This window comes from Nonomuraea sp. NPDC005730, assembly GCF_040630865.1.
Classification (GTDB): domain Bacteria; phylum Actinomycetota; class Actinomycetes; order Streptosporangiales; family Streptosporangiaceae; genus Nonomuraea.
In genome coordinates this window covers 53,678-80,418 of record NZ_JBEXYK010000024.1, presented here as the reverse complement: position 1 = coordinate 80,418, position 26,741 = coordinate 53,678, and the positions used below count along the sequence as shown (strand labels likewise).

The 26,741-nt window shown below is 71.1% G+C and carries 23 protein-coding genes; 11 read left to right on the top strand and 12 right to left on the bottom strand.

Going from position 1 to position 26,741, the window contains the following annotated elements; translation table 11 throughout:
- Positions 1 to 23 precede the first annotated feature (23 nt).
- The 5 genes from ABZ444_RS26130 to ABZ444_RS26110 form a co-directional block, all read right to left on the bottom strand.
- The gene (locus tag ABZ444_RS26130) at positions 24 to 515 is read right to left on the bottom strand and encodes a nicotinamide-nucleotide amidohydrolase family protein (protein WP_358001873.1); all 492 of its coding nucleotides are present in this window, start codon (positions 513 to 515) and stop codon (positions 24 to 26) included.
- Between the two features lie 8 nt (positions 516 to 523).
- Positions 524 to 1,096 (bottom strand): CDP-diacylglycerol--glycerol-3-phosphate 3-phosphatidyltransferase, encoded by a 573-nt coding sequence (gene pgsA, locus ABZ444_RS26125; protein WP_357985696.1) that lies wholly within the window; start codon positions 1,094 to 1,096, stop codon positions 524 to 526.
- Positions 1,093 to 2,502 carry a 30S ribosomal protein S12 methylthiotransferase RimO gene (rimO, locus tag ABZ444_RS26120; RefSeq protein WP_358001870.1) on the bottom strand — a complete coding sequence of 470 codons (1,410 nt, stop codon included), beginning with the start codon at positions 2,500 to 2,502 and terminating at the stop codon, positions 1,093 to 1,095. The genes pgsA and rimO overlap by 4 nt, the downstream gene beginning before the upstream one ends.
- A gap of 58 nt (positions 2,503 to 2,560) precedes the next feature.
- The gene (locus ABZ444_RS26115) at positions 2,561 to 3,325 is read right to left on the bottom strand and encodes a helix-turn-helix domain-containing protein (RefSeq protein WP_358001867.1); all 765 of its coding nucleotides are present in this window, start codon (positions 3,323 to 3,325) and stop codon (positions 2,561 to 2,563) included.
- A gap of 77 nt (positions 3,326 to 3,402) precedes the next feature.
- On the bottom strand, positions 3,403 to 5,913 hold the full coding sequence (locus ABZ444_RS26110; RefSeq protein ID WP_358001864.1) for a DNA translocase FtsK: 2,511 nt from the start codon (positions 5,911 to 5,913) through the stop codon (positions 3,403 to 3,405).
- 123 nt (positions 5,914 to 6,036) lie between these two features.
- Here ABZ444_RS26110 and ABZ444_RS26105 point away from each other — a divergent pair, with 123 nt between their 5' ends.
- Complete coding sequence (locus tag ABZ444_RS26105) at positions 6,037 to 6,873, top strand: metallophosphoesterase (RefSeq protein WP_358001861.1); 837 nt, start codon at positions 6,037 to 6,039, stop codon at positions 6,871 to 6,873.
- Here the strand turns inward: ABZ444_RS26105 and ABZ444_RS26100 are convergent.
- Complete coding sequence (locus ABZ444_RS26100) at positions 6,857 to 7,564, bottom strand: GntR family transcriptional regulator (protein ID WP_358001858.1); 708 nt, start codon at positions 7,562 to 7,564, stop codon at positions 6,857 to 6,859. The genes ABZ444_RS26105 and ABZ444_RS26100 overlap by 17 nt on opposite strands.
- Before the next feature lie 87 nt (positions 7,565 to 7,651).
- Between ABZ444_RS26100 and ABZ444_RS26095 the strand changes: the two genes are divergently transcribed.
- The 3 genes from ABZ444_RS26095 to ABZ444_RS26085 all read left to right on the top strand — a co-directional run bounded on the left by ABZ444_RS26095 (position 7,652) and on the right by ABZ444_RS26085 (position 12,166).
- Complete coding sequence (locus tag ABZ444_RS26095; protein WP_358001855.1) at positions 7,652 to 8,353, top strand: tyrosine-protein phosphatase; 702 nt, start codon at positions 7,652 to 7,654, stop codon at positions 8,351 to 8,353.
- A complete protein-coding gene (locus ABZ444_RS26090) occupies positions 8,350 to 9,603 on the top strand; it encodes an MFS transporter (RefSeq protein WP_358001852.1) in 1,254 nt (417 codons plus the stop codon). The genes ABZ444_RS26095 and ABZ444_RS26090 overlap by 4 nt, the downstream gene beginning before the upstream one ends.
- Before the next feature lie 100 nt (positions 9,604 to 9,703).
- The gene (locus tag ABZ444_RS26085) at positions 9,704 to 12,166 is read left to right on the top strand and encodes a SpoIIE family protein phosphatase (protein WP_358001849.1); all 2,463 of its coding nucleotides are present in this window, start codon (positions 9,704 to 9,706) and stop codon (positions 12,164 to 12,166) included.
- Here ABZ444_RS26085 and ABZ444_RS26080 read toward each other — a convergent pair.
- From ABZ444_RS26080 to ABZ444_RS26070, 3 genes are all read right to left on the bottom strand, one after another.
- Positions 12,156 to 13,091, bottom strand: a complete 936-nt coding sequence (locus ABZ444_RS26080; RefSeq protein ID WP_358001846.1) for an aldose epimerase family protein — start codon at positions 13,089 to 13,091, stop codon at positions 12,156 to 12,158. The genes ABZ444_RS26085 and ABZ444_RS26080 overlap by 11 nt on opposite strands.
- On the bottom strand, positions 13,088 to 14,050 hold the full coding sequence (locus ABZ444_RS26075; protein WP_358001843.1) for a LacI family DNA-binding transcriptional regulator: 963 nt from the start codon (positions 14,048 to 14,050) through the stop codon (positions 13,088 to 13,090). The genes ABZ444_RS26080 and ABZ444_RS26075 overlap by 4 nt, the downstream gene beginning before the upstream one ends.
- An 82-nt stretch (positions 14,051 to 14,132) precedes the next feature.
- Positions 14,133 to 14,927 carry an NAD(P)-dependent oxidoreductase gene (locus ABZ444_RS26070; protein WP_358001840.1) on the bottom strand — a complete coding sequence of 265 codons (795 nt, stop codon included), beginning with the start codon at positions 14,925 to 14,927 and terminating at the stop codon, positions 14,133 to 14,135.
- A 135-nt stretch (positions 14,928 to 15,062) separates the two neighbouring features.
- On the opposite strand from ABZ444_RS26070, the gene ABZ444_RS26065 reads away from it, so the two are divergent.
- The 5 genes from ABZ444_RS26065 to ABZ444_RS26045 all read left to right on the top strand — a co-directional run bounded on the left by ABZ444_RS26065 (position 15,063) and on the right by ABZ444_RS26045 (position 19,911).
- Positions 15,063 to 16,370 (top strand): sugar ABC transporter substrate-binding protein, encoded by a 1,308-nt coding sequence (locus ABZ444_RS26065; RefSeq protein WP_358001837.1) that lies wholly within the window; start codon positions 15,063 to 15,065, stop codon positions 16,368 to 16,370.
- Positions 16,367 to 17,293 carry a sugar ABC transporter permease gene (locus ABZ444_RS26060; protein WP_358001834.1) on the top strand — a complete coding sequence of 309 codons (927 nt, stop codon included), beginning with the start codon at positions 16,367 to 16,369 and terminating at the stop codon, positions 17,291 to 17,293. The genes ABZ444_RS26065 and ABZ444_RS26060 overlap by 4 nt, the downstream gene beginning before the upstream one ends.
- Entirely contained in the window at positions 17,290 to 18,150 is an 861-nt protein-coding gene (locus ABZ444_RS26055; protein ID WP_358001831.1) for a carbohydrate ABC transporter permease, read from the top strand. The genes ABZ444_RS26060 and ABZ444_RS26055 overlap by 4 nt, the downstream gene beginning before the upstream one ends.
- Before the next feature lie 66 nt (positions 18,151 to 18,216).
- A complete protein-coding gene (locus ABZ444_RS26050; RefSeq protein ID WP_357985733.1) occupies positions 18,217 to 18,978 on the top strand; it encodes an IclR family transcriptional regulator in 762 nt (253 codons plus the stop codon).
- Positions 18,979 to 19,002: 24 nt separating this feature from the next.
- Positions 19,003 to 19,911 (top strand): 5-dehydro-4-deoxyglucarate dehydratase, encoded by a 909-nt coding sequence (locus ABZ444_RS26045; protein WP_358001828.1) that lies wholly within the window; start codon positions 19,003 to 19,005, stop codon positions 19,909 to 19,911.
- Positions 19,912 to 20,166: 255 nt separating this feature from the next.
- Here the strand turns inward: ABZ444_RS26045 and ABZ444_RS26040 are convergent, their stop codons facing one another.
- On the bottom strand, positions 20,167 to 21,636 hold the full coding sequence (locus ABZ444_RS26040) for an aldehyde dehydrogenase (NADP(+)) (protein WP_358001825.1): 1,470 nt from the start codon (positions 21,634 to 21,636) through the stop codon (positions 20,167 to 20,169).
- Between the two features lie 107 nt (positions 21,637 to 21,743).
- On the opposite strand from ABZ444_RS26040, the gene ABZ444_RS26035 reads away from it, so the two are divergent.
- On the top strand, positions 21,744 to 23,000 hold the full coding sequence (locus tag ABZ444_RS26035; RefSeq protein ID WP_358001822.1) for a glucarate dehydratase family protein: 1,257 nt from the start codon (positions 21,744 to 21,746) through the stop codon (positions 22,998 to 23,000).
- A gap of 502 nt (positions 23,001 to 23,502) precedes the next feature.
- On the opposite strand, the gene ABZ444_RS26030 is transcribed toward ABZ444_RS26035, so the two are convergent.
- On the bottom strand, positions 23,503 to 23,850 hold the full coding sequence (locus tag ABZ444_RS26030) for a hypothetical protein (RefSeq protein ID WP_358001819.1): 348 nt from the start codon (positions 23,848 to 23,850) through the stop codon (positions 23,503 to 23,505).
- 610 nt (positions 23,851 to 24,460) lie between these two features.
- Here ABZ444_RS26030 and ABZ444_RS26025 point away from each other — a divergent pair.
- Positions 24,461 to 24,868, top strand: coding sequence for a hypothetical protein (locus ABZ444_RS26025; RefSeq protein ID WP_358001816.1), 408 nt, complete (start codon positions 24,461 to 24,463; stop codon positions 24,866 to 24,868).
- An 817-nt stretch (positions 24,869 to 25,685) separates the two neighbouring features.
- On the opposite strand, the gene ABZ444_RS26020 is transcribed toward ABZ444_RS26025, so the two are convergent.
- Complete coding sequence (locus tag ABZ444_RS26020) at positions 25,686 to 26,183, bottom strand: DUF402 domain-containing protein (RefSeq protein WP_358001813.1); 498 nt, start codon at positions 26,181 to 26,183, stop codon at positions 25,686 to 25,688.
- Between the last annotated feature and the right edge of the window lie 558 nt (positions 26,184 to 26,741).

Sequence of the window (26,741 nt, the reverse complement as noted above, 5' to 3'; positions counted from 1 at the left end):
TCGCTCGGGACGTAACACGGTAATCATCCGGAATGTTCCCCTTTGTTGGCCTTCAGCACACCTGCAAGGAGATCGACTGCCTCGTCCACCGTCCCTACCCGGATACGTTCGCGCGACCCCTCAAGGCTCAACTCACGCACCAGGTTCTCCCCGCCGGGGCCGTGGACCGCGGCGTACACCAGGCCCACGGGCTTTCCGTCCTGTGGTTCGGGGCCGGCCACACCCGTCACGGCCAGCCCGTACGCCGCCCCGCACACCCGGGCGACGCCCTCGGCCATCGCCGCGGCCACCTCGGGATGCACGGCCCCCTCGCGCCGCAGCAGCTCGCCGGGCACGCCCAGCAGATCGCGCTTGAGATCGGTGGCGTAGGAGACCACCCCGCCCCGGTACGCCTTGGACGCCCCAGGAACCGACGTGAACGCGGCCCCGATGAGCCCGCCGGTCAGCGACTCGGCCACCGCCACGGTGGCGTCGTGCCGCACCAGCAGGGCCAGAACCTCGGCCGCGTCCGCCATCGCTCAGATCACTCCCCACGCGCCCGTCTGGCGACCTGACGCAGCTTGACCGCCCGTACGAGATAGTCGACGCCCGTCGCGACGGTCACGACCAGGGCCGCGCCCATCACCACCCAGCGCAGCGGGTCGGGCACCCCGGGCAGGATGTAGAGCACGATGGCGGCGATCTGCAGCACGGTCTTGACCTTGCCGCCGTAGCTGGCCGGGATGACCGCGTGCCGCAGCAGGACCAGCCGCAGCAGGGTGATGCCCAGCTCGCGGCCCAGGATCACGATCGTGACCCACCACGGCAGCTCGTCGAGGATCGACAGGCACACCAGCGCCGCCCCGGTGAGCGCCTTGTCGGCGATCGGGTCGGCGATCTTGCCGAAATCGGTGATCAGCCCGTAACGGCGGGCCAGCTCGCCGTCGAGATGGTCGGTGATCGAGGCGACCCCGAACACCCCCAGGGCGGCCAGCCGCCAGCCGGTGCCGGGCAGGAACAGGCATGCGACGAAGAAGGGGACGAGCGCCAACCGGAGGACCGTGAGGACGTTGGCGATGTTCCACGGGCTTACCACGCGGCGCTCGTCCCTGGTCATGGACTGGCCTTGATGCGCGCGATCAGGTCGACCCCCTCGGCGTCGACCACGACCGCGCGCACGATCTGTCCCTTGACCAGGCCGATGCCCTGGACCGTCACCGAGCCGTCGACCTCCGGGCCCTGGTGGGCGGCCCGGCCCTCGTAGCCGCCGTCTCCCAGGTCGTCGTCGATGAGCACGTCGACCTCCGTGCCGATACGCTCCTCCGCGCGCTGGGCGGTCAGCTCCTCCGCCAGCTCGGTGAGCACGCGCACGCGCTCGTCGATGACCTCCTGGTCGAGCTTGCCCGGCAGGTCGGCCGCCTCCGTGCCGTCTTCGTCGGAGTAGCCGAACACGCCGATCACGTCGAGCCTGGCCTGCTCCAGGAAGCCGACCAGCTCGCCGAACTCCTCCTCGGTCTCGCCCGGGAAGCCCACGATGAAGTTGGAGCGCACGCCCGCCTCGGGAGCGCCCTTGCGCACGCTCTCCAGGAGGCCGAGGAAACGCTCGGGGTCGCCGAAGCGGCGCATCCGCCGCAGGACGCTCCCGCTGGCGTGCTGGAAGGACAGGTCGAAGTAGTCGGCCACGCCCTCGGTGGCGGTGATGACGTCGATCAGCCCCGGCCGCAGCTCGGCGGGCTGCAGGTAGCTGACCCGCACCCGGTCGATGCCCGGCACGGCGGCGAGCTGCGGCAGCAGCTTCTCCAGCGCCCGCAGGTCGCCCAGGTCCTTGCCGTAGGAGGTGGAGTTCTCCGAGACCAGGACGAGCTCGCGCACGCCGCGATGAGCCAGCCAGTCGGCCTCGGCGAGCAGCTCGTCGGGGTTGCGCGAGACGTAGGCCCCGCGGAAGGCCGGGATGGCGCAGAAGGTGCAGCGCCGGTCGCAGCCGGAGGCCAGCTTGAGCGAGGCGACCGGGCTCTCGTCGAGGCGCTTGCGCAGCACGCGCGGGCCGCTGGCGGGCGCCACCCCGTCGGGCAGCTCGCCGTGGCCCGGGATGCCGGTCTTGGGCGCGCTGCCGCGCTCGACCGGCGAGATGGGCAGCAGCGTGCGGCGGTCGCGCGGCGTGTGCGGCTTGAGCGGACGCCCGGCCAGCACGTCGTCGAGCCGGCCGCCGATCTCGGTGTAGTCGTCGAAGGAGATGACGGCGCTCGCCTCGGGCAGTGCCTCGGCCAGCTCGTTGCCGTAGCGCTCGGCCATGCAACCCGCGGCCACCACCTTCGCCCCGGAGTCGGCGGCGGCGAGCAGCGTGTCGATGGAGTCTTTCTTGGCCGAGTCAATGAAGCCACACGTGTTGACGACGACGACGTCGGGGTCGTCGTCGCCCAGCTGCCAGCCGGCAGCCTCGAGTCGCGCGGCCAGCTCCTCGGAGTCGACCTCGTTGCGCGCGCAGCCCAGGGTGATCAGCGATGCGGTTCGGCGGGATGACATGGTGAACACTACGGTATCGGGAGTTGGCCACCACCTGATGCACGGCCTCCCCGCCGGACTACCGCGGAGGCGTCGCGTCGAGGCCGAACGAGCGGCTCACCATCTCCCCCCGGCCCCCGAGCTTGTCCACCTTCTTGCCGTTGACCTGCAAGGACACCGCTCCGGCGTCACCGAGGAGCAGGCTGACCTTCTCGGCGGCCTGCCAGGTCGAGCTGTCTCCGGCCTTCAACATCCCGGCGAAGAGCATCCGGCCCTGACCGTCGCGCACGTTGACGTACGACGTACGTCTGGCGTTGATCTTCAGGGTGACCATGTTCTTGCCCGTCCTGCCCTTGGCCGCCGCGGCGCGGGGCCCCTCGGTGATGGGCGTGTTCGGCGGCACGCTGGGCTTGGGCGTGATGGCGTGCACGTCGGCGGTGCGCACCTGGTCGCTCGCGCCGCCGAGCACCCGCACCGTGCCGAACACCACCACGACGGCCAGCGCCACACCGAGCGCCATCGTCCAGTTGGGCCCCCGGCGCTCGCGCAGGGCGAGCGTGCGGTCGGCCTGGAACACCGCGGCGGCGCGGACGGGCTGCGGCGCCCCGCCGTGTTGCTGGTCGAACAGGTGGACCATGGCCTCGGGATCGAGCCCGACGACCTTGGCCACGGCCTTGACGTGACCGCGGGCATAGAACGCCCCCCCGCACTGGTCGTAGTCTTCCTGCTCCATCCGGTTGATGATCGTTTCTCGGATCCGGGTCGCCGCGCTGACCTGCGCGACCGTCATTCCCGCCGCCTGCCTGGCCGCTGCCAGCATGGCCCCGATGCTCTGTTCCTGCACAGCGAACGCCTCCCCACCACGACAGTGCGTAGTGGTTCATATTCAATCAGTTATCGCCGTGGACCTGTGCATTGGGGTCATTCGCCACGCAGGTCGGCCAGCAACCCGGGCAGATCGTCCGGTTTCACCAGCACTTCGCGGGCCTTGGAGCCTTCGCTGGGGCCCACCACGTTGCGGCTCTCCAGCAGGTCCATCAGCCGTCCGGCCTTGGCGAAGCCGACGCGCAGCTTGCGCTGCAACATCGAGGTCGAGCCGAACTGGGTGGTCACGATCAGCTCGGCGGCCTGGATCAGCAGGTCGAGGTCGTCGCCGATCTCCTCGTCGATCTCCCGCTTGACCGGCGCGGCGGCCACGTCGTCGCGGTACTCGACCTGCATCTGCTCCTTGCAGTGCGCGACGATCTCGGCGATCTCCTTCTCCGAGACGTACGCGTTCTGGATCCGGATGGGCTTGCTCGCGCCCATCGGCAGGAACAGCGCGTCACCCTGGCCGACCAGCTTGTCGGCGCCCGGCTGGTCGAGGATGACCCGCGAGTCGGTCAGCGACGACACCGCGAAGGCCAGCCTGGACGGCACGTTGGCCTTGATCAGGCCGGTGACGACGTCGACCGAGGGCCGCTGGGTGGCGATCACCAGGTGGATGCCGGCCGCGCGGGCGAGCTGCGTGATGCGCACGATCGAGTCCTCGACGTCGCGCGGGGCCACCATCATGAGGTCGGCCAGCTCGTCCACGATCACCAGCAGGTACGGGTACGGCTGGTAGACCCGCTCGCTGCCCGGCGGCGGCACGAGCTTGCCCGCGCGCACGGCCTTGTTGAACTCGTCGACGTGCCGGAAGCCGCTGGCGGCCAGGTCGTCGTAGCGGCGGTCCATCTCGCCCACGACCCATTCCAGGGCCTCCGCGGCCTTCTTCGGGTTGGTGATGATGGGCGTGATGAGGTGCGGGATGCCCTCGTAGACGCTGAGCTCGACGCGCTTGGGGTCGACCAGCACCATGCGCACCTCGTCGGGGGTGGAGCGCATGAGGATGCTGGTGATGAGGCCGTTGACGCAGACCGACTTGCCGGCGCCGGTCGCGCCCGCGATGAGCAGGTGGGGCATCTTGGCGAGGTTCGCGACGATGGTACGTCCCTCGACGTCCTTGCCCAGGCCCACGATCATCGGGTGGTGGTCGGCCTGGGCCACCTGGGAGCGCAGCACGTCACCGAGCGCGACCAGGTCCTTGTCGGCGTTGGGGATCTCGACGCCGATCGCCGACTTGCCGGGGATCGGGGACAGGATCCGGACGTCGGCCGACTTGACGGCGTAGGCGATGTTCTTGGTGAGGGCGGTGACCTTCTCCACCTTGACCGCCGGGCCCAGCTCGATCTCGTAGCGGGTGACCGTCGGGCCGCGGGTGAAGCCGATCACCTGCGCGTCGATGGTGAACTGCTCCAGCACGCTGGTCAGCGCGTTGACCACGGTCGTGTTGGCCTTGGTCTGCGGCTTGGGCGCCGTGCCGGGCTTGAGGAACTGCAGGTCGGGCAGGCTGTACGGCCCCGCCTGCGGCGACAGCACGAGCTGCTCGACCTTGCGCGGCGCGGGCGTGGGCTCCGGCGGCTCCGGCCTGCGCTCCGGCACGGACGGCTCCTCGTCCGCGGGCCCGTCGACGAGCCCCGGCACGATCTCCGGCGAGTGGTCGGCCAGCTTGTCCTTCTCGGCGATGACCGGCGTGTCGTACGGCTTGACCGTCTCGGCGCCCTCGGCCTCCGCCTTCTTGGTCCGCGGCCGGCGCTTGGCGGGCTCGCGCGGCGCGAGCGGCTCGGCGTGCCGCTCGAACAACATGTGCCGCAGCTCCGACAGCCGCTCGGGGATGCGGTGGACGGGCGTGGCGGTGATCACCAGCACGCCGAACCCGGACAGGAGCAGCAGCAGCGGGATCGTGATCCAGGACGGCAGGATGCTCATCGGCGGCGCCGACACGATGAACCCGATCATGCCCCCGGCGGCCGACACCTTGTCCATGCCCTGACCCTGGCCCGCCGGGTAGGGGGTGTCGTTGGCCACGTGGATGACGCCGAGCACGCCGACCATGAGCGCGCTCCACCCGATGACCATGCGGCCGGTGTCGGCGTTCTGGTCGGGGTGGCGCAGGTAGCGCCAGGCCAGCAGGCCGAGCAGCAGCGGCAGCGCCCACGCCAGCGAGCCGAACACGGCGTGCACGACGGTGTTCACGACGCCGGAGACCGTGCCCTCGGGGTTGCGCCAGGTCATCGCGGCCAGCACGATCGCGCCGGCCAGCACCGACAGGCCCACGCCGTCGCGCCGGTGTGCGGGGTCGAGCTCGCGGGCGTTCTTGCCGAGCGCGCGGGCGGTGCTGCCGATGCCGTTGGCGAGCAGCATCCACAGCCCGACGATCAGCTTGCCGATCATCGTGAAGACCCAGCTGATCGGGTCGGGATGGGTCACGGAGGACTTGCGGCCGGAGCTCGCGGCCTTCGCCCTCGGTCGCCCCGCCGCCGTGGCCGGCCGCTTCGCGGGGGTCGATCGAGGCGAGGTCGACCGCTTCGCCGGCCCCTTCGATGCGCTTTTCGGCGTACGGGTGGCCATGATGCCAAAGGTACGTCGGAGACGGCGTCGCACGCGCGGAGACGCGCCGTGCGCCCGAAATGTCCTACTCTATTCATATAGATGACTGATCACGTTCAGTGGCGTCGTGGATCGTCCGCAGTCATGACGTACACGCTGATCCATCTCACCGACGTCCATGTCGTACCCGAGGGGCCGCTGCACGGCTCGGCGGACCCCGTGGGCGCCCTGCGGGCCGCGCTGGCCGCCGTCCTGGCCTCAGGGACGGACGTGTCCGCCGTCGTCCTGTCGGGGGACCTGGCCGACCAGGGGGACCTGGCCTCGTACCGACTGCTGGAGGAGGCGGTCGGGGAGGCCGCACGCGCGCTGGGCGCGGTGGTCGTGACCGCCATGGGCAACCACGACGAGCGCGCCGCCTTCCGCGCGGGCCTGACCGGGCTGAACGCCGCCGCCCGCCCGCGCGCCGCGGAGGGCCCCTGGGACGCCGTCACGATGGCGGGCGGCCTGCGGCTGGTCGCGCTGGACACCTCCGTGCCCGGCCGGCACCACGGCGAGCTCGACGACGACCAGCTCGCCTGGCTGGCGGACACGCTCGCCACGCCCGCACCCGACGGGAGCGTGCTGGTGCTGCACCACCCGCCGATCCCGAGCGTGCTGCCCCTCATGGACGGCATCGGCCTGCGCGAACCCGAACGGCTGGCCCGCGTGCTGGCGGGGACGGACGTGCGGCTCGTGCTGGCCGGTCACACGCACAGCGCGAGCGCCGGCACACTGGCCGGCATCCCGGTCTGGGTGGGCCCCGGCAGCGCCTACGCCGCCGACACCATGCCCCCGGCGGGGCGCACGCGGGCGCTGCCGCTGCAGGCGTTCACCCGCGTGGACCTCGGCCCGTCAGGGGCCCTCGCCACGCTCGTGCCGCTGTCGGCCGCGCCGCCGGTCTACGAGCTGGACACCGAGGTCCTGCTCAGTCATATCGGGTGACGAACGAGATCATGTCGCCGCGGCAGCGCCGCTCGACATGGCACAGAGGCTGCCCGTCGTGCGTGAGCAGCCCCTCCCGCACCAGCACCGCCTCGCCCGCCTGCATCTCCAGCATGCTCTGGTCGTGCAGGTCGGCGGGCTCGGCCGAGATGGCGTGCCAGGCGTAGCGGTAGGCGTGGCCGGCCGCCTCCAGCGAGGCGAGCACGCCCGCCTTGGCGTCGAGGCGCAGCCCGGCCAGCTCGGGGGCCAGTCTGTAGCGGCTGAGCACGCAGGGCCGCTCGGCGTTGCGGAGCAGGGTGGTGATCTCGTGCACGACGCCGCCGGGCAGCCGCAGGTGACCGGCCGCCACGGGATGCGCCGCCTCCGCGCGCTCCACGACCCGCTCGCCGCCGCCGAACACGCCCGCCATGCCCGCGATGTCCGAAGGGCGGTGCCGGCGCGTCTCGGGGTCGACGGAGACCTCGATGCGGCGCGGCGCCCGCCTGACGAAGCTCCCGAGCCCCTGCCGGGTCTCGACCAGGCCGGCCTTGCGCAGCTCCACCATCGCCTGGCGGGCGGTCAGCCGGTGGACGCCGTAGCGCTCGGCCAGCGCGTCCTCGGTCGGCAGGCGCTCGCCCGGCGCCAGCTCGCCCGACTCGATGGACCTGCCGAGGACTTGGGCGATCTCCCGGTAGCGGGCTTGTCGTGGCACGTGAACACCTTAAAGGTGCCGCAGGGTTCATCCTCCGGCCACATGCGGGCAGCCTTCCCGCGGACCGTCCACTCATATATATGACCCATGCCTCTCCTGAACCTCCGGGACGTCGCCACCGCGACCTCCCTGCGTCCGGGCGTGCTCTACCGCTCGGCGCAACCGCACACCCTCACCCCCGAGGACGCCCGGCTGGTCGCCGGCCTCCGGCTCATCGCGGACCTGCGCGGCGACGACGAGCGCCGGCCCGGCGACTGGGCCGACGCCCTCGACGCCGAGCTCGGCGGCGTCCATGACGGCGCGGTCCGGCACGCCGCGCTCGGCACGGGCGGCGACTCCTCCCCCGCCCGGCTCGCGGCACTACCCGCCGACCTGGACCTCGGCGACCTGTACGCCGCCCTCCTCCGCCACCGGGCCGCCTGGTTCGCCGAGGTGGTCGCCGAGATCGCCGACGGCCTGCCCGCGCTCGTGCACTGCGCGGCCGGCAAGGACCGGACCGGCATGGTCGTCGCCCTCATCCTCGACCTGCTCGGCGTGGACCACGAGGCCATCGTGCGCGACTACGCCCTGACCGCGCGGGCGCTCCCCCAGGTCCTGGCCATGCTCGGCCTGTCCGAGACCCCGGGGGCGTCCGGGGGCGTGCCGGCCGCGTTGCTCGACGCGCCCGAGAGCGCGATGCGCACGTTCCTGGCCACCCTGGACGAGCTGGGCGGCGCCGAGAAGTTCCTGCTCGCCCACGGCCTCACCGCCGCCCGGATCCAGCGGCTGCGCGCCGCCCTGCTGCCATGACGCTCACCCAGGAGCCGGTACGCGTGCGCCGCGGCCTGGTCGCCGCCATCGGCCTGGCGGAGCTCTGCTACGCCGCCGCCGGCGCGCTGCCGCTCGTCCTCGGGCTGGGGCTGAAGATCCAGGAGATCGCCCCGGCGGGCAAGGAGAGCACGCTCGGCCTGGTCACCGCCCTCGGCGGCGTGGCCACCGTGATCGCCAACCCGGTCTCGGGCCACCTGTCGGACCGGACCGCCGGCCGCTACGGCATGCGCCGCCCCTGGATCCTCGGCGGCTCGCTCACCGGCCTGGCCGGCCTGCTCCTGCTGGCATCGGCCGGTTCGGTGCCCTTGGTCGCGTTGGGCTGGATCGTCGCCGTCTGCGGCTACCAGGCCATGGTGGCCGGGCTGACCGCCACTGTCGTGGACCAGTTCCCGCCCGAGCGCCGGACGCGGGTGGCCGGGGTGTTCTCGATGTGCAACATCGTCGGCGTCGTGCCCGCGATGGTGGCCGCCCAGGTGTTCAAGGACTCGCTGGTCACGGCGTTCGCGGTGTGCGGGGCGCTGGCCGTGGCGGCCGCGCTCGTGCTGTGGGTGGCGCTGCCGGACCGCCGGCTCGATCCGGCCGGGCGGCGGCCGGTGAGCCTGCGCAGCCTGGCCTCGGCGCTGCTGGTGCTGCCCGCCGGAGCGCGCGACTTCCGCCTGCTGTGGATCCAGCGGGTGCTGGTCAGCATCGGGTTCGCGCTGATCTCGTCGTACTCGCTCTACTACCTGCAGAGCCGTCTGGAGATGCCGACCGCGGCGGCGACCGCGCTGGTGGGCCTGACGACGATCGTCAGCACGCTGCTGTCCGGCCTGCTGGCCTACCTCGGCGGGCGCTTGGCGGCCAGGATCGGCGGGGGGCGGCCGTTCGTCCTGTGGGCGACCGTGATCCTGGCCGCCATGCTGCTGCTCAAGGCGGCGACCGCGAGCGTGGCCGTCGTGGTGCTGGTGGCCGTGGTCTCGGGGGCGGCGACCGGCGTCTACTACGCGGTGGACCTCGGCATGGTGACCCAGGTGCTGCCCGACGAGCGCGAGGCCGGGCGCTTCCTGGGCGCGTTCGCGATGGCCAAGCACCTGCCGTCGGCGGTCGCGCCCGCGCTGGCGCCGGTGCTGCTCGGCGTCGGCAGCGACCCCTTCGCCCCCGGCCCCAACTACTTCCTGCTCTTCCTGGCCTGCGCGGTCGTGACGGCCGCCGCGGCGCCGCTGGTCGGCCTTCTCCGGGACGTGCGCTAAGCCGGGAGCACCTTCTTCACAACCGGAGGTATCAACGGCACCCATCTGACACTCTGACTGTGACCGAACTGCCACAACGAGTGATGTTCTAGGACGCACAGTGGACACGACCAGAGTGTCGAGCACAGCCTTCGACGGCACTCCGCACGCCCCGGCGCACGCGCGCCGCTTCATCCGCCAGGTGCTCGGCGAGTGGCGCCTCAGCCACCTGACGGAGGACGCGGTGCTGCTGACCAGCGAGCTCGTCACCAACGCCGTGCTGCACGCGGGCACCGGCATCGAGCTGACCTGCCGCCTCGACGTCGCGGCGAGCCCGGCCAGGCTGGAGATCGAGGTCGACGACCACCGGCCCGGCAGGACGGTCCCGACCCCCGAGGCCATGTCCACCGACCCCGCGCGCACGTCCGGGCGCGGGCTGGCGCTGGCCGCCATGCTGGCCGACGCCTGGGGCGTCACCTACACCAGGACCGCCAAACGGGTGTGGGTCCGCATGGAGCTGACCGACGGGCCCGACCACCAGGAGGTCATGGTCGGCACGCCGGGCCTGGCGCCCGCCACCGTGGCCGCGCCCATCGAGGGCCTGCACGTCGGGGTGCTGCTCGCCGACGGCGACGGGACCGTGCTGTCGTGGAACTCCGAGGCCGAGCACCTGCTGGGCTGGACGCCCGAGCAGGCCGTCGGCAGGCCGCTGGCCGACCTGGTGGCCTGGCGCGGCCACGGCCCGTACGCGATGTCCCTGGCCGGCACCCTGTCCCTGGGCCGCTGGCGGGGCGAGGCGCGCATGCGCCACCTCGACGGCCGGCTGATCCCCGTCTACGTCTCCCACGTGCGCAGCCGCGGCGGCCAGGACGACCGCCGGTCGATCTGGATGATGGTGGCCGGCGACCACCGCTACGTGCTGACACCGCCGGCCGCGCCGCTGCGCAGGGAGGCCGGGCGGCGGATCAAGGACCTGCTCGACCGGGACATGCCGTTCGCGGAACTGCTGGACACCATCGCGCGGATCGTCCAGACCAGCAGCGGCGGCGACGCGGCGTACGTGCTGCTGGCCGCCGAGGGCGGCGACCGGTTCGGCGTGGCGGCGGGCGCGGGCGCGACGGCGGGGCTGGTCGGGGTGCTGGCCGCGGGCGTGTTCGGCCCCGACGGCAGGACGCCGTCGATGATCGACGACCTGCTGGCCGGCGACGTCGAGCTGGCCCAGCAGCTGCGGGCCAGGTCGCTGGCGTGCGCGCCGATGAGCGTGGGCGGCGAGGTGACCGGCTACATCGTGGTGACCGCGGCCCAGCCGGGCCGCTTCGACCAGGAGCTCACGGTCAGCCTGCAGCACATCGCCGACCAGGTGGCCGTGCCGGTGCAGCGCGAGCGGCTGGCCGAGCGCGAGCGCGCCCACCGGGGCCGGCTGTCCTTCCTGGCCGAGGCGGGCGAGCTGCTGGCCGGGGTGCACGACGAGGAGCTGATCGCCGCGCTGACCGCGCAGCTCGTCGTGCCCAAGATCGCGACGTGGGCGGCGGTCTACCTGACCGATCTGGCGGGCATGACCAGGCTCGCCCACGTCTGGCACAGCGAGGAGCGTTACAACGCCAACCTGCGCAGGTCGCTGCCGGCGATCCCGCGCACCGCGCTCAACGAGGTGAGCTGGCCGGTCGGCCCCGAGACCGTGCTGTCGTTCCCGCTGCTCACGCAGGGCAGGTCGCACGGCGCGCTGGTGATCGGCCGCGCCGAGCCGACCCTGCCGCTGGAGCTGGCCGACCTGCTGGCCGACCTGTGCCGGCTGGTCGCGCTCAACCTGCACACCGCCATGCTGTACGCCCGCCAGGCGACCACCTCGCGGGTGTTGCAGCGCAGCCTGCTGCCCATGCGCGTGGCCCCCATGCCGGGCCTGGAGTCGGCGGTCGTCTACGAGCCGGCCGAGGAGGGCGCCGACGTGGGCGGCGACTTCTACGACCTGTTCACCGTCTCCGACCACTGGTGCTTCGCCCTCGGCGACGTGTGCGGCAGCGGCCCCGAGGCGGCCGCGGTGACCGGTCTGGCCCGGCACGCCGTCCGGCTGCTGGCCAAGGAGCACTACACGGTGGCCGACATCCTCGACCGGCTCAACCAGGCCCTGCTGGAGGAGGGCGACGACGGCCGTTTCCTCAGCCTGCTGTGCGGCGAGCTGATCCCGCTGCCCCAGGGCGGCGCCCTGTGCACGATCGCGTCCGCCGGGCACCCGCCGCCGCTGCTGCTGCGCGCCGACGGCGCGGTCGACACGGTGGCCGCGCCGCAACTGCTGCTCGGCGTCGAGGCCGGCGCCAGGTTCTACGTCGAGACGTTCGAGCTGGCGCCGGAGGAGGTGCTGCTGTGCGTCACCGACGGCGTGACCGAGCGGCGCGACGGCGACCGGCTGCTCGACGACGACGACGGCCTGTCGGCGCTGCTGTCCACCTGCCGCGGCCTGAGCGCCCACGCGGTGGCCGAACGCGTGCGGCACGCGGTCGAGACGTTCGCCCAGGAGCCGTCGCAGGACGACGTGGCGCTGCTGGTCATCAAGGCCGCGACGGAGCTGCGCGGGGTCAGGCCGTGAAGCGGTAGGTGGTCGAGGAGGTGTGGCGCTCGCCGGGCCGCAGCACGGTGGAGGGGAAGTGCGGCTGGTTCGGCGAGTCGGGGAAGTGCTGCGTCTCCAGGCACAACCCGGCGAAGGGCCCGTACGGCGTGGCCACCCCGTCGAGCATGCCGCCCGTGTAGAACTGCACGGCCGGCTCGGTGGTGGTCACCCGCATGGTCAGGCCGCCCGCGCTGACCTCGATGTCGCCGTCGAGCACGTAGCAGTGGTCGTAGGCGCCGCCCATCCGCTCGCCCGCCGCTTGCGGCTCGGTGAAGTCGAAGGGGGTGCCCTTGACCGGCGCGAGCTCCCCGGTGGGGATCTTGCCGTCGTCCACGGGGAGGTAGTGGGCGGCGTCCAGCCTGACCACGTGGCCCAGCACGTCGCCGCCGCCGGTCAGGTCGAAGTAGGAGTGGTTGGTGAGGTTGAGCACGGTCGGCGCGTCGGTCTCGGCGGCGTAGTCGAGGCGGAGGGCGTCGTCCTCCAGGGTGTAGGTGACCGCGGCGGTGAGCGTGCCGGGGTAGCCCTGGTCGCCGTCGGGGCTGGTCAGTTCGAGGGTGACGGAGGCGGGGGTGCGGGCGGTGATCGTCCACACCTTGCTGTCGAAGCCCTCGGTGCCGCCGTGCAGGCTGTTGGGGCCGTTGTTGACCGGCAGCCGGTGCTCGCGGCCGTCGAGGGTGAAGCGGCCGCCGGCGATGCGGTTGCCGTAGCGGCCGACCACGGCGCCGAAGTAGCGGCTGCGGGTGCGGTAGTCCTCCAGCGTGTCCAGGCCGAGCACGACGTCGCGGCCGGAGACCTCCAGCGAGCGCAGGACGGCGCCGTAGGTCAGCACCTCGGCGCGCAGCCGTCCGGACGACAGCTCCACGCACTCGACGGTCTCACCCGACGGCAGCGTTCCGAAGATCATGAGTGGGCCCTTCCGGTGGACTCGCGGACGATGAGGTCGGTGTCCAGGTTGATCACCGCGCCCTCGCCCTCTGACTGCAGCAGCAGGTCGACCGCCATCCGCCCGGCCACCGCGGCGGGCATCGTCACCGTGGTGAGCTTGGGCCGGCCGAGCCGTCCCGGCAGGATGTCGTCGAACCCGATCACGCTGATCCGGCCCGGCACCTCGACGTCCATCGCGGTGAGCCCTTCGATGAGGCCCAGCGCGACGAGGTCGTTGTAGGCCAGCACGCCGGTCGCGCCGCAGGCGGCCACCTCCGGCGCCACCGCCAGGCCGCCGGACCCGGTGGGCTGGTTGGGGCCGAAGAAGAGCAGGTCGAGGCCCGGCATCTCGGCCGCGGCGGCCTGCATCTCGTTGCTGGTCCACGAGCCGGGCGGGCCGGACAGCAGGGCGATCCTGCGGTGGCCGAGCCCGGCCAGGTGCTCCAGCGCGAGCCTGGCGCCCTTGCCGACGTCCATCAGCACCGCGGGCATGCCCTTGATCCGCCGGTTGACCAGTACGAACGGCACGTCCTCCGCCAGGCGTTCGATCATCCGGTTGGACAACCGGGGGCTGCACAGCAGCACGCCGTCCACCTGCTTGGCGAACGTGCGGATCAGCTCCTCCTCGACCCGCGGATCCTCGTCGGTGTCGGCCACGAAGACGTGGTAGTCGCGCCCCCGCGCCTGCGCCTGCGCCGCCTTGATCAGCGGCGGGAAGAAGGGGTTGGCGATGTCGGCGACGATGAGGCCGAGGTTGAACGTGCGCCCGGTCGTCAGCGCCCTGGCCGCCCTGTTGGGCCGGTAGCCGAGGTCGTCGGCGGCGGCCAGCACCCGGTTGCGCGTGGCAGGATTGACCAGGTGCGGCGCCGAGAACGTGCGCGAGACGGTCGACACGTGCACGCCGCAGGCGCGGGCGACGTCTTTGATCGTCACCGTCATGGCCGTCCTCCTTGCAAACGGTTGCCAGAGCCAAGCCTTGACCTTCGGCGGCCCTGACGTCAAGGTTCCTGCAACCGCTTGCCTACCACGAACCGCCGAGTTCGTTGAGCGTGAACACCCCGCCGGCGCGGTCGTGCACCGGGTCCGACAGGTCGGGCTCGCCCTGTTCGGCGACGAGGGCGGCGGCCTGCGGCTCGGAGTCGTCGCGGGGCTCGTAGCCGAGCCGGCGGGCCTCCCGCAGCGACCACCACCGGCGGGCGTTGCCCGAGACGCCCCAGACGACGTGGTAGCCGGGCGCGACCAGCGCGGCCTCGACCAGGCGGGCGAGGTCGCCGGGCGAGATCCAGGTGGCCAGGCCGCGGGTGTCGGCCGAGCCCTCGTTGCAGGTGCCGAGCCTGATCACGGTCACGTTCATGCCGAACCGGTCGTGGTACAGGCTTCCCAGGGCCTCCATGACGACCTTGCTGACGCCGTAGAAGGTGTCGGGGCGCGGGAAGGCGTAGTCGGGCAGGTCGGAGCCGTCCCGCGGCCTGGTGTGGAAGCCGGCCGCGTGGTGGCTGCCCATGAGCACCAGGTGCCGGACGCCCTCGTTCCTGGCGGCCTCCATGAGGACCTGGGTGCCGTTGACGTTGGCGTGCACGATGTCCTCCCACGGGTGCTCGCGGCTCTGGCCGCCCAGGTGGAGGACGGCGTCCACGCCCTTCATGGCCTCGGCCATGGCCGCGCGGTCGGCCAGGTCGGCGCCCGCCCATTCCTCGTCCGGGCCCGGCTCGACCGGCTGGAGGTCGGAGAGCCGCAGCGTACGGCCTGGACGGGCGAGCCGGGGACGGAGCAGCGTGCCGACTTTTCCCGCGGCGCCGGTCATCAGAATGCGCATGCCAACCGTTGTACACAATTCTGATTCAAATTCACATACTTGAATATTGACCGCCTGGTCCCGCGATAGTTACCGTCACAGGAACGAGTTCAAGCACACGACACGTGTCCACGTATGTGAACGGGAGGCGGTCTGATGTCACGCCGTTTGCTGGGGGCCGCGCTCGCCGCGGCCCTGGCCGCAACGCTGACGGGCTGCGGTTCCGGGGGATCGAGCAAGAACGACACGCTGGAGATCTGGATCAGGCAACCGCCCGACTCCGATTCCGCGAAGACGGCGGTGACACTGGCCGACGCATTCACCAAGGCCGCCGGGGTCAGGACCAAAGTCGTCGCGCTCTTCGACGACTTCGAGACGAAACTCAACCAGCAGGCCGCCCAGAAGGCGCTTCCCGACATCGTCATCAACGACACCGCCCAACTCGGCAACATGCATTCGCAGGGCTGGCTGCAGGAGGTCGACAAGGGCCGGCTGGCCGGCGGCGACCAGCTCTCGGACCTGGCCTGGAAGGCGGCCACCGGCTCCGACGGCAGGTTCTACGGCGCACCCTTCTCCGCACAGGCCTTCGCCCTCGTCGTGCGCAGGGACTGGCGCGAGAAGGTCGGCATGCGACCACCGGCGACCTGGGCCGACCTGGCCGCGCTGGCCCGCGCCTTCACCGAGAAGGACCCGGACGGCAACGGGCGGAAGGACACCGCGGGCTTCGTGATCCCGGCCGGCACCAAACGCGGCTACGCCTCCTGGTACGCCTCCTCCCTCGTCTACGCCAACGGCGGCGACTTCGTGAAGCCCACCGGACCCGGCAAGTTCGCCGCGATGACGGACGACCCCAGGACCGTCGAGGCCGTCCAGTACCTCCAGGACCAGTTCTGCACGGCCAAGACGGTCAACCCGGGCGCGGTGAGCAACGACACCACCGTCACGCACGAGGTGTTCGAGAAGGGGCAGGGCGGCATCTACCTGGTCGGGCCGTACGTGCTGGCCCGGTTCGTCAAGAGCGTCGGGACCGACAGGATCGAGGTGCTGCCGGTGCCCAAGGGCCCGTCCGGCGGCCCCGGCACCCTCGGTGAGGGCGAGAACGTCTACCTCATGGTCGGCTCGGACATGGCCGACGCCCAGAAGAAGTTCGCCGAGTTCGCGATCTCCCCCGAAGGCCAGCGGATCGGCATGAACAAGGACGCCAACGGCGCCATCGTCCGCCTGCCCGTGAACAAGGGCGTCGACCTGGCCGCCGAGCGGCAGGACCCGCGCTGGAAGGTGTTCCAGGAGTCCTACGAGCATGCCGTCTACGCGCCGCCGGTGCCCAACTGGGCGCCCATCCGGCAGGACTCGGCCGACGTCATCAACACCGTGTGGGCCGACTGCGGCGCCGACGTCAAGGCCAAGATGGCCGAGCTGACCGCCAGGCTCAACCAGGAACTGCGGAGCCAGAAGGCGTCATGACCGCGACCGTCACGGGGGCGCCGGCCACAACCGCCGCCCCGCGCCGCGGCGCCGGGCGGGCGCGGCGGCGCGGAACGCTGGTCGCCTGGCTGTTCCTCGCGCCCGCCCTGCTGCTGTTCCTCTACTTCAAGTTCATCCCGATGGCCCTGGGCCTGTGGAAGAGCTTCAACAAGGTCCAGTACGCCTCCGACGAATGGGTCGGCCTCGACAACTACCGCACGATCATCGCCGACGACGCGTTCGCCTCGGCCGTCTGGCACAGCCTCGTGCTGGCGCTCGGCACCACGGTCGGCTCGCTCCTGCTCGGGCTCGTGCTCGCGCTGCTCATCGAGGGGCCCGCCCGCTACCTGTGGTTCGTCAGGACCGCGGCCTTCCTCCCGGTCGTCACCACGATGGCGGCGGTGGCCGAGGTGTGGCGGATCATGTTCCATCCGGGCGACACCGGCCTGCTCAACGTCGTGATCGGCTGGGCGGGCGTCGATCCGCAACCGTGGCTGGGCAGCGAGGACTCCTCGCTCTGGTCGATCATGATGATGAGCGTCTGGCGCGGGACGCCGTACGACATGATGATCTTCCTGGCCGGCCTGGTGGGCGTGGACCGCAGCCTGTACGAGGCCGCCGCCGTCGACGGCGCCGCCACCCGGCACCGGCTGCGGCACATCACGCTGCCGGCGTTGCGGCCGGTGTTCTGGATCCTGTTCACGCTGGCGGCCATCCGCGGGCTGCGGGTGTTCGTCGAGGTCTACGTCCTGACCAACGGCGGCCCCAACGGCTCGTCGGAGGTGCTGATGACGCTGATCTACAAGCTCGGCTTCCAGAAGAACGAGCTGGGGGTGGCCGCGGCGGGCGGGATCGTGCTGTTCCTGGCCACGCTGGCGCTCACCCTGGTCGTGCAGACGCTGCGCAGGAGGCAGGCGACATGAGGTTCGACAGCGCCCTGGGCCTGGAGGCGCGCAAGGGGCCGGCGGCCACCGCCGGGAAGGTCGTGCTCTACTCGGCGATGGTCCTGGTCTTCACCGGGCCGCTGATAGGGCTGCTGGTCAGCGCGTTCAGCAGGACACTCGACCCGACGTCCTTCACCTTGTGGCCGGACGACCTCACGCTGGAGAACTTCGTCCAGGCCGGGGAGAAGAACGTCTACCTGTACCTGGTCAACTCCTTCGTCGTCGTGGGGTTCGGGCTGCTGCTGCAACTGCTGGTGAGCGTGTTCGCGGCGTACTCGCTGGCGCGCAGGAGGTTCCGCGGCATGACCGTGGTGATGCTGCTCATGCTGGCCACGATGATGCTGCCCGAGGAGATCATCGCGATCCCGCTGTCGCTCGTCCTCGCCGACCTGCCCGTTCTGCACCTCAACCTGATCGGCACGTACGCCGGGATGATCCTGCCCGTCGGCGCCTGGGGCTTCTCGATCCTGGTCATGACGGAGTTCATGAAGGAGGTGCCGGTCGAGCTGGAGGAGGCCGCTCGCATCGACGGCGCGGGCGAGCTGCGCATCTTCGCGACGATCATCGTGCCGTTGTGCCGTCCCGCGCTCGGTGTGATCGGCGTCTTCGGCTTCACCATGATCTGGGACCAGTACCTGCTGCCGCTGATCGTCTCGACGGACTCCAGCACCTGGACCCTGCCCATCGCCCTGCGTTCCCTCCGCTCCGACGAGGAGGTCGGCATCGGCGTGCTGCTCGCGGCCTCGCTGCTGGCGCTGCTGCCGTCGATCATCGCGTTCCTGGCGTTCCAGCGGCAGTTCATGCGGGGTCTGACAAGTGGCGCGATCAAGGGTTGATGTCCATGTATCTGGACGGGATCCCATATCCTGACACCCTGAAGCCGCCGCCGAGATGGGACGAGTATGGAGCCACAGCTGGTCAAGTCCGCCGAGCGGACCGTACGCATCCTGGAGACCCTGGCGGAGTCCTCCGCCCCCATGACGCTGTCGGAGCTCCAGCGGCGTACCGGCTTCCCGCGCAGCAGCCTCCACGCCCTCATGCGCACCCTCGTCGAGCTCAACTGGGTCGAGACCGACACGACCAGGTCGGCGTTCGGGATCGGGCCGCACGCCCTGCTGACCGGCACCGCCTACCTCGACAAGGACCCGGCCCTGCGTTTCGCCCAGGAGACCCTGGAGGACCTGCGGGACGAGATCGGCCAGACCGTGCACTTCGCCCGCAGGGACGAGGCCCACGTCCTCTACCTGGCCACCCGCGAGTCGCGCGAGGCCGGCCACGTGATCCCCAGGGTGGGCCGGCGGCTGCCCGCCCACGTCACCGCGCTCGGCCAGGTGCTGCTCGCCCAGCTCACCGACGACGAGGTCGTGGCCCTGCTGCCCGACCCGCTGCGGGCGCTGACCGAGCACACCATCACCGACCTGACCAAGCTGACCGGCGAGCTCGACCAGGTCCGCACCCGCGGCTGGGCACTCGAACGCGAGCAGGGCACCCCCGGCGTGGCCTGCGTGGCCGTGGCGGTCGACTACCGCATCCCGGCCACCGACGCGATCAGCTGCTCGATGCCGGCCGCGCTGCCGCCCGCCGAGATCGAGCGGATCACCGAAGCGGTGATCAAGCACACCCGCAAGCTGGCTGCCACTCTGCGCAGGGAGGGCATCCGCTAGACCCCCTCGTTGGAAGGACTGCCGATGCGGCTGGATGGTGTTCTCTTCTTTCCCGTGACCCCCTTCGACGGCGACGGCGCCGTCTCGGAGGCGGTGCTGGCCGAGCACGTCTCCGCCGGGGTCGCGGCCGGGGCGGGAGGAGTGTTCGCCGCCTGCGGCACCGGTGAGTACAACGCCCTCGACCTCACCGACTACGTCAAGGTCATGACCACGTCGGTGGCGGCGGCGCGCGGGCGCGTGCCCGTGTTCGGCGGCGCGGGCGGGCCGCTGCCCACCGCCAGGGCCGCCGCGCGGGCCGCCGCCGACAGCGGGGCCGACGGGTTGCTGCTGCTGCCGCCGTACCTGGTCAGCGCCCCGCCCGAGGGGCTGGTGCGGTACGTGCGCGAGGTCGCCGCGGCCACCGACCTGCCGGTCGTCGTCTACCAGCGGGGGAACGCGCGCTTCTCCCCCGCCGCCGTGGCCGAGCTCGCCGCCCTGCCGAACGTGATCGGCTTCAAGGACGGGCTGGGCGACCTCGACCTGCTCCAGCGCATCATCCTGACCGTCCGGGCGGCCGCGCCCGCCGGGGAGTTCACGTTCTTCAACGGACTGCCCACCGCCGAGCTGACCGTGCCCGCCTACCGGGGGCTCGGGGTGAGCCTGTACTCCAGCGCCGTGTTCGCCTTCGCGCCCGAGATCGCGCTGGCCTTCCACAAGGCGGTGACGGGCGGGGACGAGGTGCTCGTGCAACGGCTGCTCACCGGGTTCTACCTGCCGCTGGTGGAGTTGCGGGACCTGGTGCCGGGGTATGCGGTCTCGCTGGTCAAGGCGGGCGTACGGATGCGGGGGCTGGACGTGGGCGGCGTCCGCGCCCCCCTGACGGACCCGACCCCCGACCACCTGGCCACCTTGCACCACCTCACCACAAGAGGTCTCGAACTGGCCGCCCCCTGACAGCCCCCGGGTTCCACTCCGACTATGGGCGATGCCGGGGGCGATCAGGCACCACCGCCATCACCACACACCCGCCATCCCTCAGCCCCCGGCCGACCTGTCGCGACGCCCCCTTCGAGAGGCGCCACCCACTCTTGGTTTCGACAAGCGCCCCACCCCGCAGCAGGCCCCCTCAAGCAAGCCCGAACCCACCGAACGCCCCCTCATGGTGAGCCCCCTCATGGTGAGCCGCCTTCCAAGACCGCGAGCGGCCTGTCACGCCGTCTGGAGGCGGCCGTCCACCCGGCGCGGGATCCCGAGGGGGTTGGCGTCCTTGAGCTCGTCCGGGAGCAGCGCCTCCGGCCAGTCCTGGTACGCGACCGGCGCCACCCACCGCCCGATCGCCGTCGCCCCCACCGACGTGTACGCCGACGTCGAGGAAGGCCACGGCCCCCCGTGGTGCATCGCCCAGCAGACCGCCACCCCGGTCGGCCATCCGTTCCAGATCAGCCGCCCGGCCTTCCGGCCGAGCACCTCGACGATCTCCTCGGCCTCGTCGGGATCACCGCCATGGACGGTCGCCGTGAGCGACCCCTCCAGCCGCTCCAGCACCCTCCTCAGCTCCGAAATTTCCCGATAAGTCACCACAACAGCCGCCGGCCTGAAGCACTCCTCCGCGATCCCCGGCAGCCGCTCGCCGAACGACTCCAGATCGGTCGTGAACACCTTGGGCGCCACCGCCCAGGCCCCCTCCCCCGGCTTCCCCTCCGCCAGCAGCGGCAGCTCGCCGAGCCGGCCGAGCCCGCCCAGATACCCGTCCCTGATCCGCTCGGCCAGCATGGGGCCACCGCCGGTCCCCTCGACCGCCGCGACCAGCGCCTTGCGCAACTCGTCGTCCTCGGGCACGAACATGAGCCCCGGGTTCGTGCAGAACTGCCCGACCCCCAGCGTCAGAGACGCCGCGAACCCGCTCGCCACCTCCTGCGCCGGCGCCGACGGCAGCACCACCACGGGGTTGACGCTGCCCAGCTCCCCGTAGAAGGGGATGGGCGTCTCCCGCTCGTCGATCAGCTTCTGGATCGCCTTGCCGCCCGCCACCGACCCGGTGAACCCGGCCGCGACCACGCGCGGGTGGCGTACCAGGTCGCCGCCCGCCTGCATCCCCTGCACCAGCCCCAGCAGGTCCGGATAAGGCAGGGCATTCCGTACGATCTTCGCCACCCGCTCGGACGTGTTCGGATGCCCCGGATGCGCCTTGACCACCACGGCACACCCCGCGGCCAGCGCCGAGGCGGTGTCCCCACCGGCCACCGAGAACGCGAACGGGAAGTTGCTCGCCGCGAACACCGCGACGACCCCGGCCAGCGGATGGTTCATCCGCCGCACGTCCGGCCGCGGCGGCGTGAGCGCCGGGTCCGCGTGGTCGATGACGGCCTCCAGGTAACCGCCGTCCCTGACGACCTGGGCGAAAAGTCGGAACTGTCCGGCCGTACGCGCCACCTCGCCCCGCAGCCGTACCTCTCCGAGCGCCGTCTCCCGGTCGGCGAGTTGCCACAGTTCGTCCACGTGCGCGGTGAGTGCGTCGGCGACGGCCTCCAGCGCCGCCGCCCGCTCGTCCGCCGGGGTCGCGCGCCACGCGGCGCCGGCCGCCGCCGCGGAGACGATCAAGTCGACCCCGGCGCGGTCGGTCTGGGGCAGGCCGCCGCCCACGGTCTCACCGGTTCTGGGGTCGTATCCGTAGATCATCGAGTGGCCCTTCGGAGTCTTGACACTTTCTCGGCCCGATTCTTACAGTTGCGGCAACTTGTCCACAAATCTGGCTATTGTTCATATATATGGACGGCGGTTCTGAAATGATTATCCGGCAGATCCACGTCACCCCCGTCGCCTTCCGGGATCCGCCCCTCCTGAACGCCGCCGGCGTCCACGAGCCGTGGGCCCTGCGGACCATCGTCGAGATCGTCACGGACGAGGGCATCTCCGGACTGGGCGAGACCTACGGCGACCTCGGCCACCTCACCAAGGTCCGCGAGTGCGCGCAGGTCCTGCTCGGGCTCGACGTCCACGCGACCAACGAGATGTACGCCCGCATCGCGGGCACCGTCGGCGACGTCGTGACCGACCTGCACGGACTGACCGGCGTCGCCACCAAGGAGAAGAGCGTCGACCGGGTCTTCTCGCCCTTCGAGGTCGCCTGCCTGGACATCCGCGGCAAGGCGGCCGGCGTACCCGTCGTGGACCTGCTCGGCGGCCGCGTCCGCGACGCCGTCCCCTACAGCGCGTACCTCTTCTACAAGTGGGCGGGCCATCCCGGCGCCGCCCCCGACCGCTTCGGCCCGGCCCTCGACGAGGCGGCCCTGGTGACGCAGGCCGCACTCCTGATCAAGGAGCACGGCTTCTCCTCGATCAAGCTGAAGGGCGGCGTCCTCCCGCCCGACCAGGAGATCGCCGGCATCCGCGCCCTGCACGAGGCGTTTCCCGGAATCCCTCTCCGCCTGGACCCCAACGCCGCCTGGACCGTCGAGACCGCCATCCGTGTCGGCCGCGAACTCGACGGCGCCCTCCAGTACCTGGAGGACCCCACGCCGGGCATCGTGGGCATGGCCGAGGTCGCCAGGGCCGTCCCGATGCCGCTCGCCACGAACATGTGCGTCGTCACCCCCGAACACCTGCCCCCCGCCATCTCCGCCGGCGCGATCGGCGTGCTCCTGCTGGATCACCACTACTGGGGCGGCCTCGTACGATCCGCCCACATCGCCACCCTCTGCGGCACCTTCGGCCTGGACCTGTCGATGCACTCCAACTCCCATCTCGGCATCAGCCTGGCCGCGATGACCCACCTGGCCGCCGCCACCCCGAACCTCACCTTCGCCTGCGACACCCACACCCCCTGGCAGGACGGCCAGGACGTGGTGCTCCCCGGCGGCCTGCGCTCCGTCGAGGGCGCCGTACCGGTGCCCACCGGCCCGGGCCTGGGCGTCGAACTGGACCGCGACGCGCTGGCGGTCATGCACGAGCAGTACGAGACCTGCGGCATCCGCGCCCGCGACGACACGACCTACATGCGGAGCGTCGAACCTTCCTTCTCCGCGAAGATCCCCCGCTGGTGAACGTCGCCTACGTCTACCCCTGGGACGTCGTCGGCGACCCGACCGCACCCGCCCGCCTGGCCGAGCTGGGCGTCGACACGATCGCCCTGGCCGCCGGCTACCACTCCACCCGCGCCGCCACCCCGTACCACCCGGCACACCGCGTCCTGGACGTCGCCCATCCCGCCTTCTACCTGCCGATCCGCCCCCATGCCTGGTCCCGCCTGGTCCCCGCCGCCCCCACCTGGACCCCGCCGGACGCCTACCTCCAGGCCCAGACGGCCCTGCGGCAGGTCGGCCTCAAGGTCCACGCCTGGACCGTCCTCACCCACAACTCCTACCTGGGAACGCGATTCCCGGACCTGACCGTGCGCAACGCCTTCGGCGACCCGTACCCGTACGCCCTCTGCCCCGCCCACGAGGACGTCCTGACGTACTGCGAGACCCTCGTCACGGAGATCCTCACCCTCGCCGAACCGGACGGCCTGATCCTGGAGGCGTGCGGACCGATGGGGTTCGGGCATCAGGGCGTGCACGAGAAGACGTCCGGCGCCGACTGGACCGCCACCGACGCCGACCTCCTCTCCTTGTGCTTCTGCACCACCTGCGCCCCCCAGTACCCCTCAGAAACCGCCACAAGAGTCCGCACCACCATCGACACCGCCAAGCCGTCCTCCACCCCCATCCCCCTCCCAACCGACCCCCCACCTGCCTCAGAAGCCCCAACCAACGCCGCCCTTACTCCCGCAACCCCAACCAACGCCGCCTCTGCCTCCGCAACCCCTACCAACGCCACTTCGGCTGCCGACCCCCCAACCACCCCCACCGCGGCCTCCCCGCCCACAACCGACACCGCCGCGGGCTCGCGCATCAAAGGCGCGCCCCCTACAGCCCCAGACAGCGCACAGGCCGTCCCCCCAGCCTCACGCCCTCCGAGAACCTCCTCCGCACGCCCAGGCACCCCGCTGTTGGGACCCCCAACCCCGCGGCCTTCAGCTTTGGAGATCCCAACTCCGAGCCCCTCAGCCTCGGAGAACCCAACCCCGGGCCCCTCAGCCTCGGAGACCCCAACCCCGGACCCCTCAGCCTCGGAGAACCCAACCCCGGACCCCTCAGCCTCGGAGAACCCAACCCCGGACCCCTCAGCCTTGAAGACCTCAGCTTCCGGTCGGCCAACCTCAGAGATACCGCCCTCAGGGGCCTCAACTTCCGGGACCCAGGTTTCAGAGACCCGAGCCCCTGGCACCCCGCCCTCGGAGACCCGAGCCTTACAGACCCAAAGTTCGGCGCCCCGAGCCTCAGGGGGCTCAGCCTCAGGCACCCGGGGCGTAGACACCGAAGGCGCTGCTCGGCCTTTTCAGAGCACCACAGTTTGCACCCCCACCGCCTCGGACACCGCTGCCCGTCCCACCCCTCGCCACCACATCGACACGACGGAACTCGCCCTCGGCCCCCTGGCCGACGAGGTGAGGGCAACCCGAGTGAGACTGTCAGCCACCCTCCGCCACCGCCTCGTCTCAGCCGCCCGGCGAACAGCGCCGAACATCCCCATCACGCTGCACGCCGACCCGAACCCGTGGGCCACCGGTGCCTTCGCCGCCCTCCCCTCGGGCGACCCGAACCTGGACGTCCTCGTGGGCAACTGCTGGGGCGACACCCGCACCGACGCCGCCCGCCTCACTGCCCTGGCGAACCTGTGCACGCCTGGCCAACGAGTAGGCGCCTACGTCCTGGCCCTCCCACCTCGCCCCGCCGACGCAGCCGCCCTCGCCGAACAACTGAAGATCTACGCCAACGCCGGCGCCTCAGAATTCCACCTCTACCACGCAGGCCTGGCGTCCCCGTACCGCCTCTCCGCCATCGCAACCGCGCTCCGCCTCCTCCAGTAACCCCGTTCCAACGGCCAGCACCAGTCCCCCCGAAGCCCGACCACGAACCACTGACGATCACCGCTCCGAACCAAGCCAACGGCGAGCCCTGAGCCCCCAAGAGGCCACCAACGGTGCAGCCCACAGCGGGTCCCATGTCTCATCACCAACAGGGCTGCCGCCTGTCAGGTCACCGATACACGGAACCGCCTGAGAAGTGGCACCGAGCCATGGCCCGGCACCTCACCCCTTCGGGAGGAGAGACACCAACTCAGCGGAGCCCCCCTCCTCACCAGCGATGCCCCTGCCACGAAACGAGCCACCGTCGCAGATGGCAACGATGCACCAGGCGCGCGTCGATCTCCAAGCGCCCAAATCCACACAACGGAAGTCCGCACGAGGTCGCTAAAGCTCGCCCTGGGAGCGGATGCCCCAAGCGGTGATCGACCACGCGGAGATCGACCACCCAGCGTGATCGACCGCCCAGCGAAGGTCACAGACCTCCCTGCCACGATCACCGACCGCCTACCTTTGGCGAAGACCATATGCAGGCGAACACTCACCTACAGCGCGAGCAAAACGAAGCTGCACCCAGGGCCGCTCCCCAGCAGCAAGCCATGACAGGGCAACCCGCCAAACCCCGACGAACGCAAGGTTCGCACCACAGATCAGGCGCTCCCCAGGCCACCTATCACCATCACAGTCCGGAACCCAAGGTCACTCGCCTGAGCAGTGCCAGCCGCCTCACCCGACACCCCAACACGCCCCCGCCGTGTCGGCCGCCGGCGCAGGCCCAACGCCTGCCGCCCCACTCCACCCACATCCGAAGCGACGACACTCATTCCATCATCGCAAGCCACTTCACGTGCGCTCCCCCGAACGGCCCCCTACGAGCCCCGACCGCATCCATCAGCCACCGCGCACTCGCTTCCGCCCCAGCGATCAACTCAGGCGGATACCCCAGCACCACCTGATGCTCAGCGAACTCGTCCTCATCGTCGAGGATGAGCCGCCCATCCCGCTTTCTGATCACGTCGAGATCGAGATCCAACATGGTGACCTCGTCATCCCGCCACTCGGGAACCGTGGTGACATCCACGTAGACCTCGGTGCGATGCGGTGCAGCATTGAACGATGCCGCCCACCAGGCATCCCGCGGGAACAGCATGATCGCGTGGTTGTCCCAGGTGATGGCCGGCCCATCCCCCTTGCGCGCAACCGTCCCTCCGGGCACGGCCACCCACACCCCATGTTGATCATCTCCGAGCACCGTGCCCGGATGGTTCCAGTGCAATGCCCCGCCGTACTTCCGAAACACCACCCGTACATCACTCATAGAACAAATCTACTTTTCGTCCACCTCCACCACGAGAGCTGAGAGGGCACCCCTCTCGTCCCCTCCTCTGCTCCGCCCTCTCCCAGGCCCCTGAGACCTTGCCCTCGCCACAGACTCAGCCCCAACCCTCAGCTGCCTGCTACCGCACCATGCAGCAGCCCTCCGGTACGCCGCACAGCACAGACCTCAAACCACTCAACGCTGCCACCCGAGAGTCAACGAACGTTCCCCTGACCAACTCACGGAGACAAGCCAGCCATCAGCGGCCATTCCTGATCAGCCACCACCCGAGACCACCGAGGGACTTGAACTTGAACCAGAAACACAGCTCGAACACGACTTCTAGTGCGCACCGAGCGCACTCAGACTTCCGAAGTGCAGACAACAACGACGAGCGCCCTGCACTCCCAACCGATCCAGCGCCAGCTCCCTCGCGCTATACCAAGGCCGCCACGCTCTCCCCACGCCGGAAAGTCGCCTCGATCTGAGCAGTCACGCCCTCATCAGAACAGAGCCCATCATGCATCAGCAGGAGCGCATCCCCTTCAACACGCTCAG

Coding starts and splice junctions, on each gene's coding strand:
- ABZ444_RS26130 (WP_358001873.1), bottom strand. CDS start 515: ATGGCGGACGCGGCCGAGGTTCTGGCCCTGCTGGTGCGGCACGACGCC.
- pgsA (WP_357985696.1), bottom strand. CDS start 1,096: ATGACCAGGGACGAGCGCCGCGTGGTAAGCCCGTGGAACATCGCCAAC.
- rimO (WP_358001870.1), bottom strand. CDS start 2,502: ATGTCATCCCGCCGAACCGCATCGCTGATCACCCTGGGCTGCGCGCGC.
- ABZ444_RS26110 (WP_358001864.1), bottom strand. CDS start 5,913: ATGGCCACCCGTACGCCGAAAAGCGCATCGAAGGGGCCGGCGAAGCGG.
- ABZ444_RS26105 (WP_358001861.1), top strand. CDS start 6,037: ATGACGTACACGCTGATCCATCTCACCGACGTCCATGTCGTACCCGAG.
- ABZ444_RS26095 (WP_358001855.1), top strand. CDS start 7,652: ATGCCTCTCCTGAACCTCCGGGACGTCGCCACCGCGACCTCCCTGCGT.
- ABZ444_RS26090 (WP_358001852.1), top strand. CDS start 8,350: ATGACGCTCACCCAGGAGCCGGTACGCGTGCGCCGCGGCCTGGTCGCC.
- ABZ444_RS26080 (WP_358001846.1), bottom strand. CDS start 13,091: ATGATCTTCGGAACGCTGCCGTCGGGTGAGACCGTCGAGTGCGTGGAG.
- ABZ444_RS26075 (WP_358001843.1), bottom strand. CDS start 14,050: ATGACGGTGACGATCAAAGACGTCGCCCGCGCCTGCGGCGTGCACGTG.
- ABZ444_RS26070 (WP_358001840.1), bottom strand. CDS start 14,927: ATGCGCATTCTGATGACCGGCGCCGCGGGAAAAGTCGGCACGCTGCTC.
- ABZ444_RS26065 (WP_358001837.1), top strand. CDS start 15,063: ATGTCACGCCGTTTGCTGGGGGCCGCGCTCGCCGCGGCCCTGGCCGCA.
- ABZ444_RS26060 (WP_358001834.1), top strand. CDS start 16,367: ATGACCGCGACCGTCACGGGGGCGCCGGCCACAACCGCCGCCCCGCGC.
- ABZ444_RS26055 (WP_358001831.1), top strand. CDS start 17,290: ATGAGGTTCGACAGCGCCCTGGGCCTGGAGGCGCGCAAGGGGCCGGCG.
- ABZ444_RS26050 (WP_357985733.1), top strand. CDS start 18,217: ATGGAGCCACAGCTGGTCAAGTCCGCCGAGCGGACCGTACGCATCCTG.
- ABZ444_RS26045 (WP_358001828.1), top strand. CDS start 19,003: ATGCGGCTGGATGGTGTTCTCTTCTTTCCCGTGACCCCCTTCGACGGC.
- ABZ444_RS26040 (WP_358001825.1), bottom strand. CDS start 21,636: ATGATCTACGGATACGACCCCAGAACCGGTGAGACCGTGGGCGGCGGC.
- ABZ444_RS26035 (WP_358001822.1), top strand. CDS start 21,744: ATGATTATCCGGCAGATCCACGTCACCCCCGTCGCCTTCCGGGATCCG.
- ABZ444_RS26030 (WP_358001819.1), bottom strand. CDS start 23,850: ATGCGCGAGCCCGCGGCGGTGTCGGTTGTGGGCGGGGAGGCCGCGGTG.
- ABZ444_RS26020 (WP_358001813.1), bottom strand. CDS start 26,183: ATGAGTGATGTACGGGTGGTGTTTCGGAAGTACGGCGGGGCATTGCAC.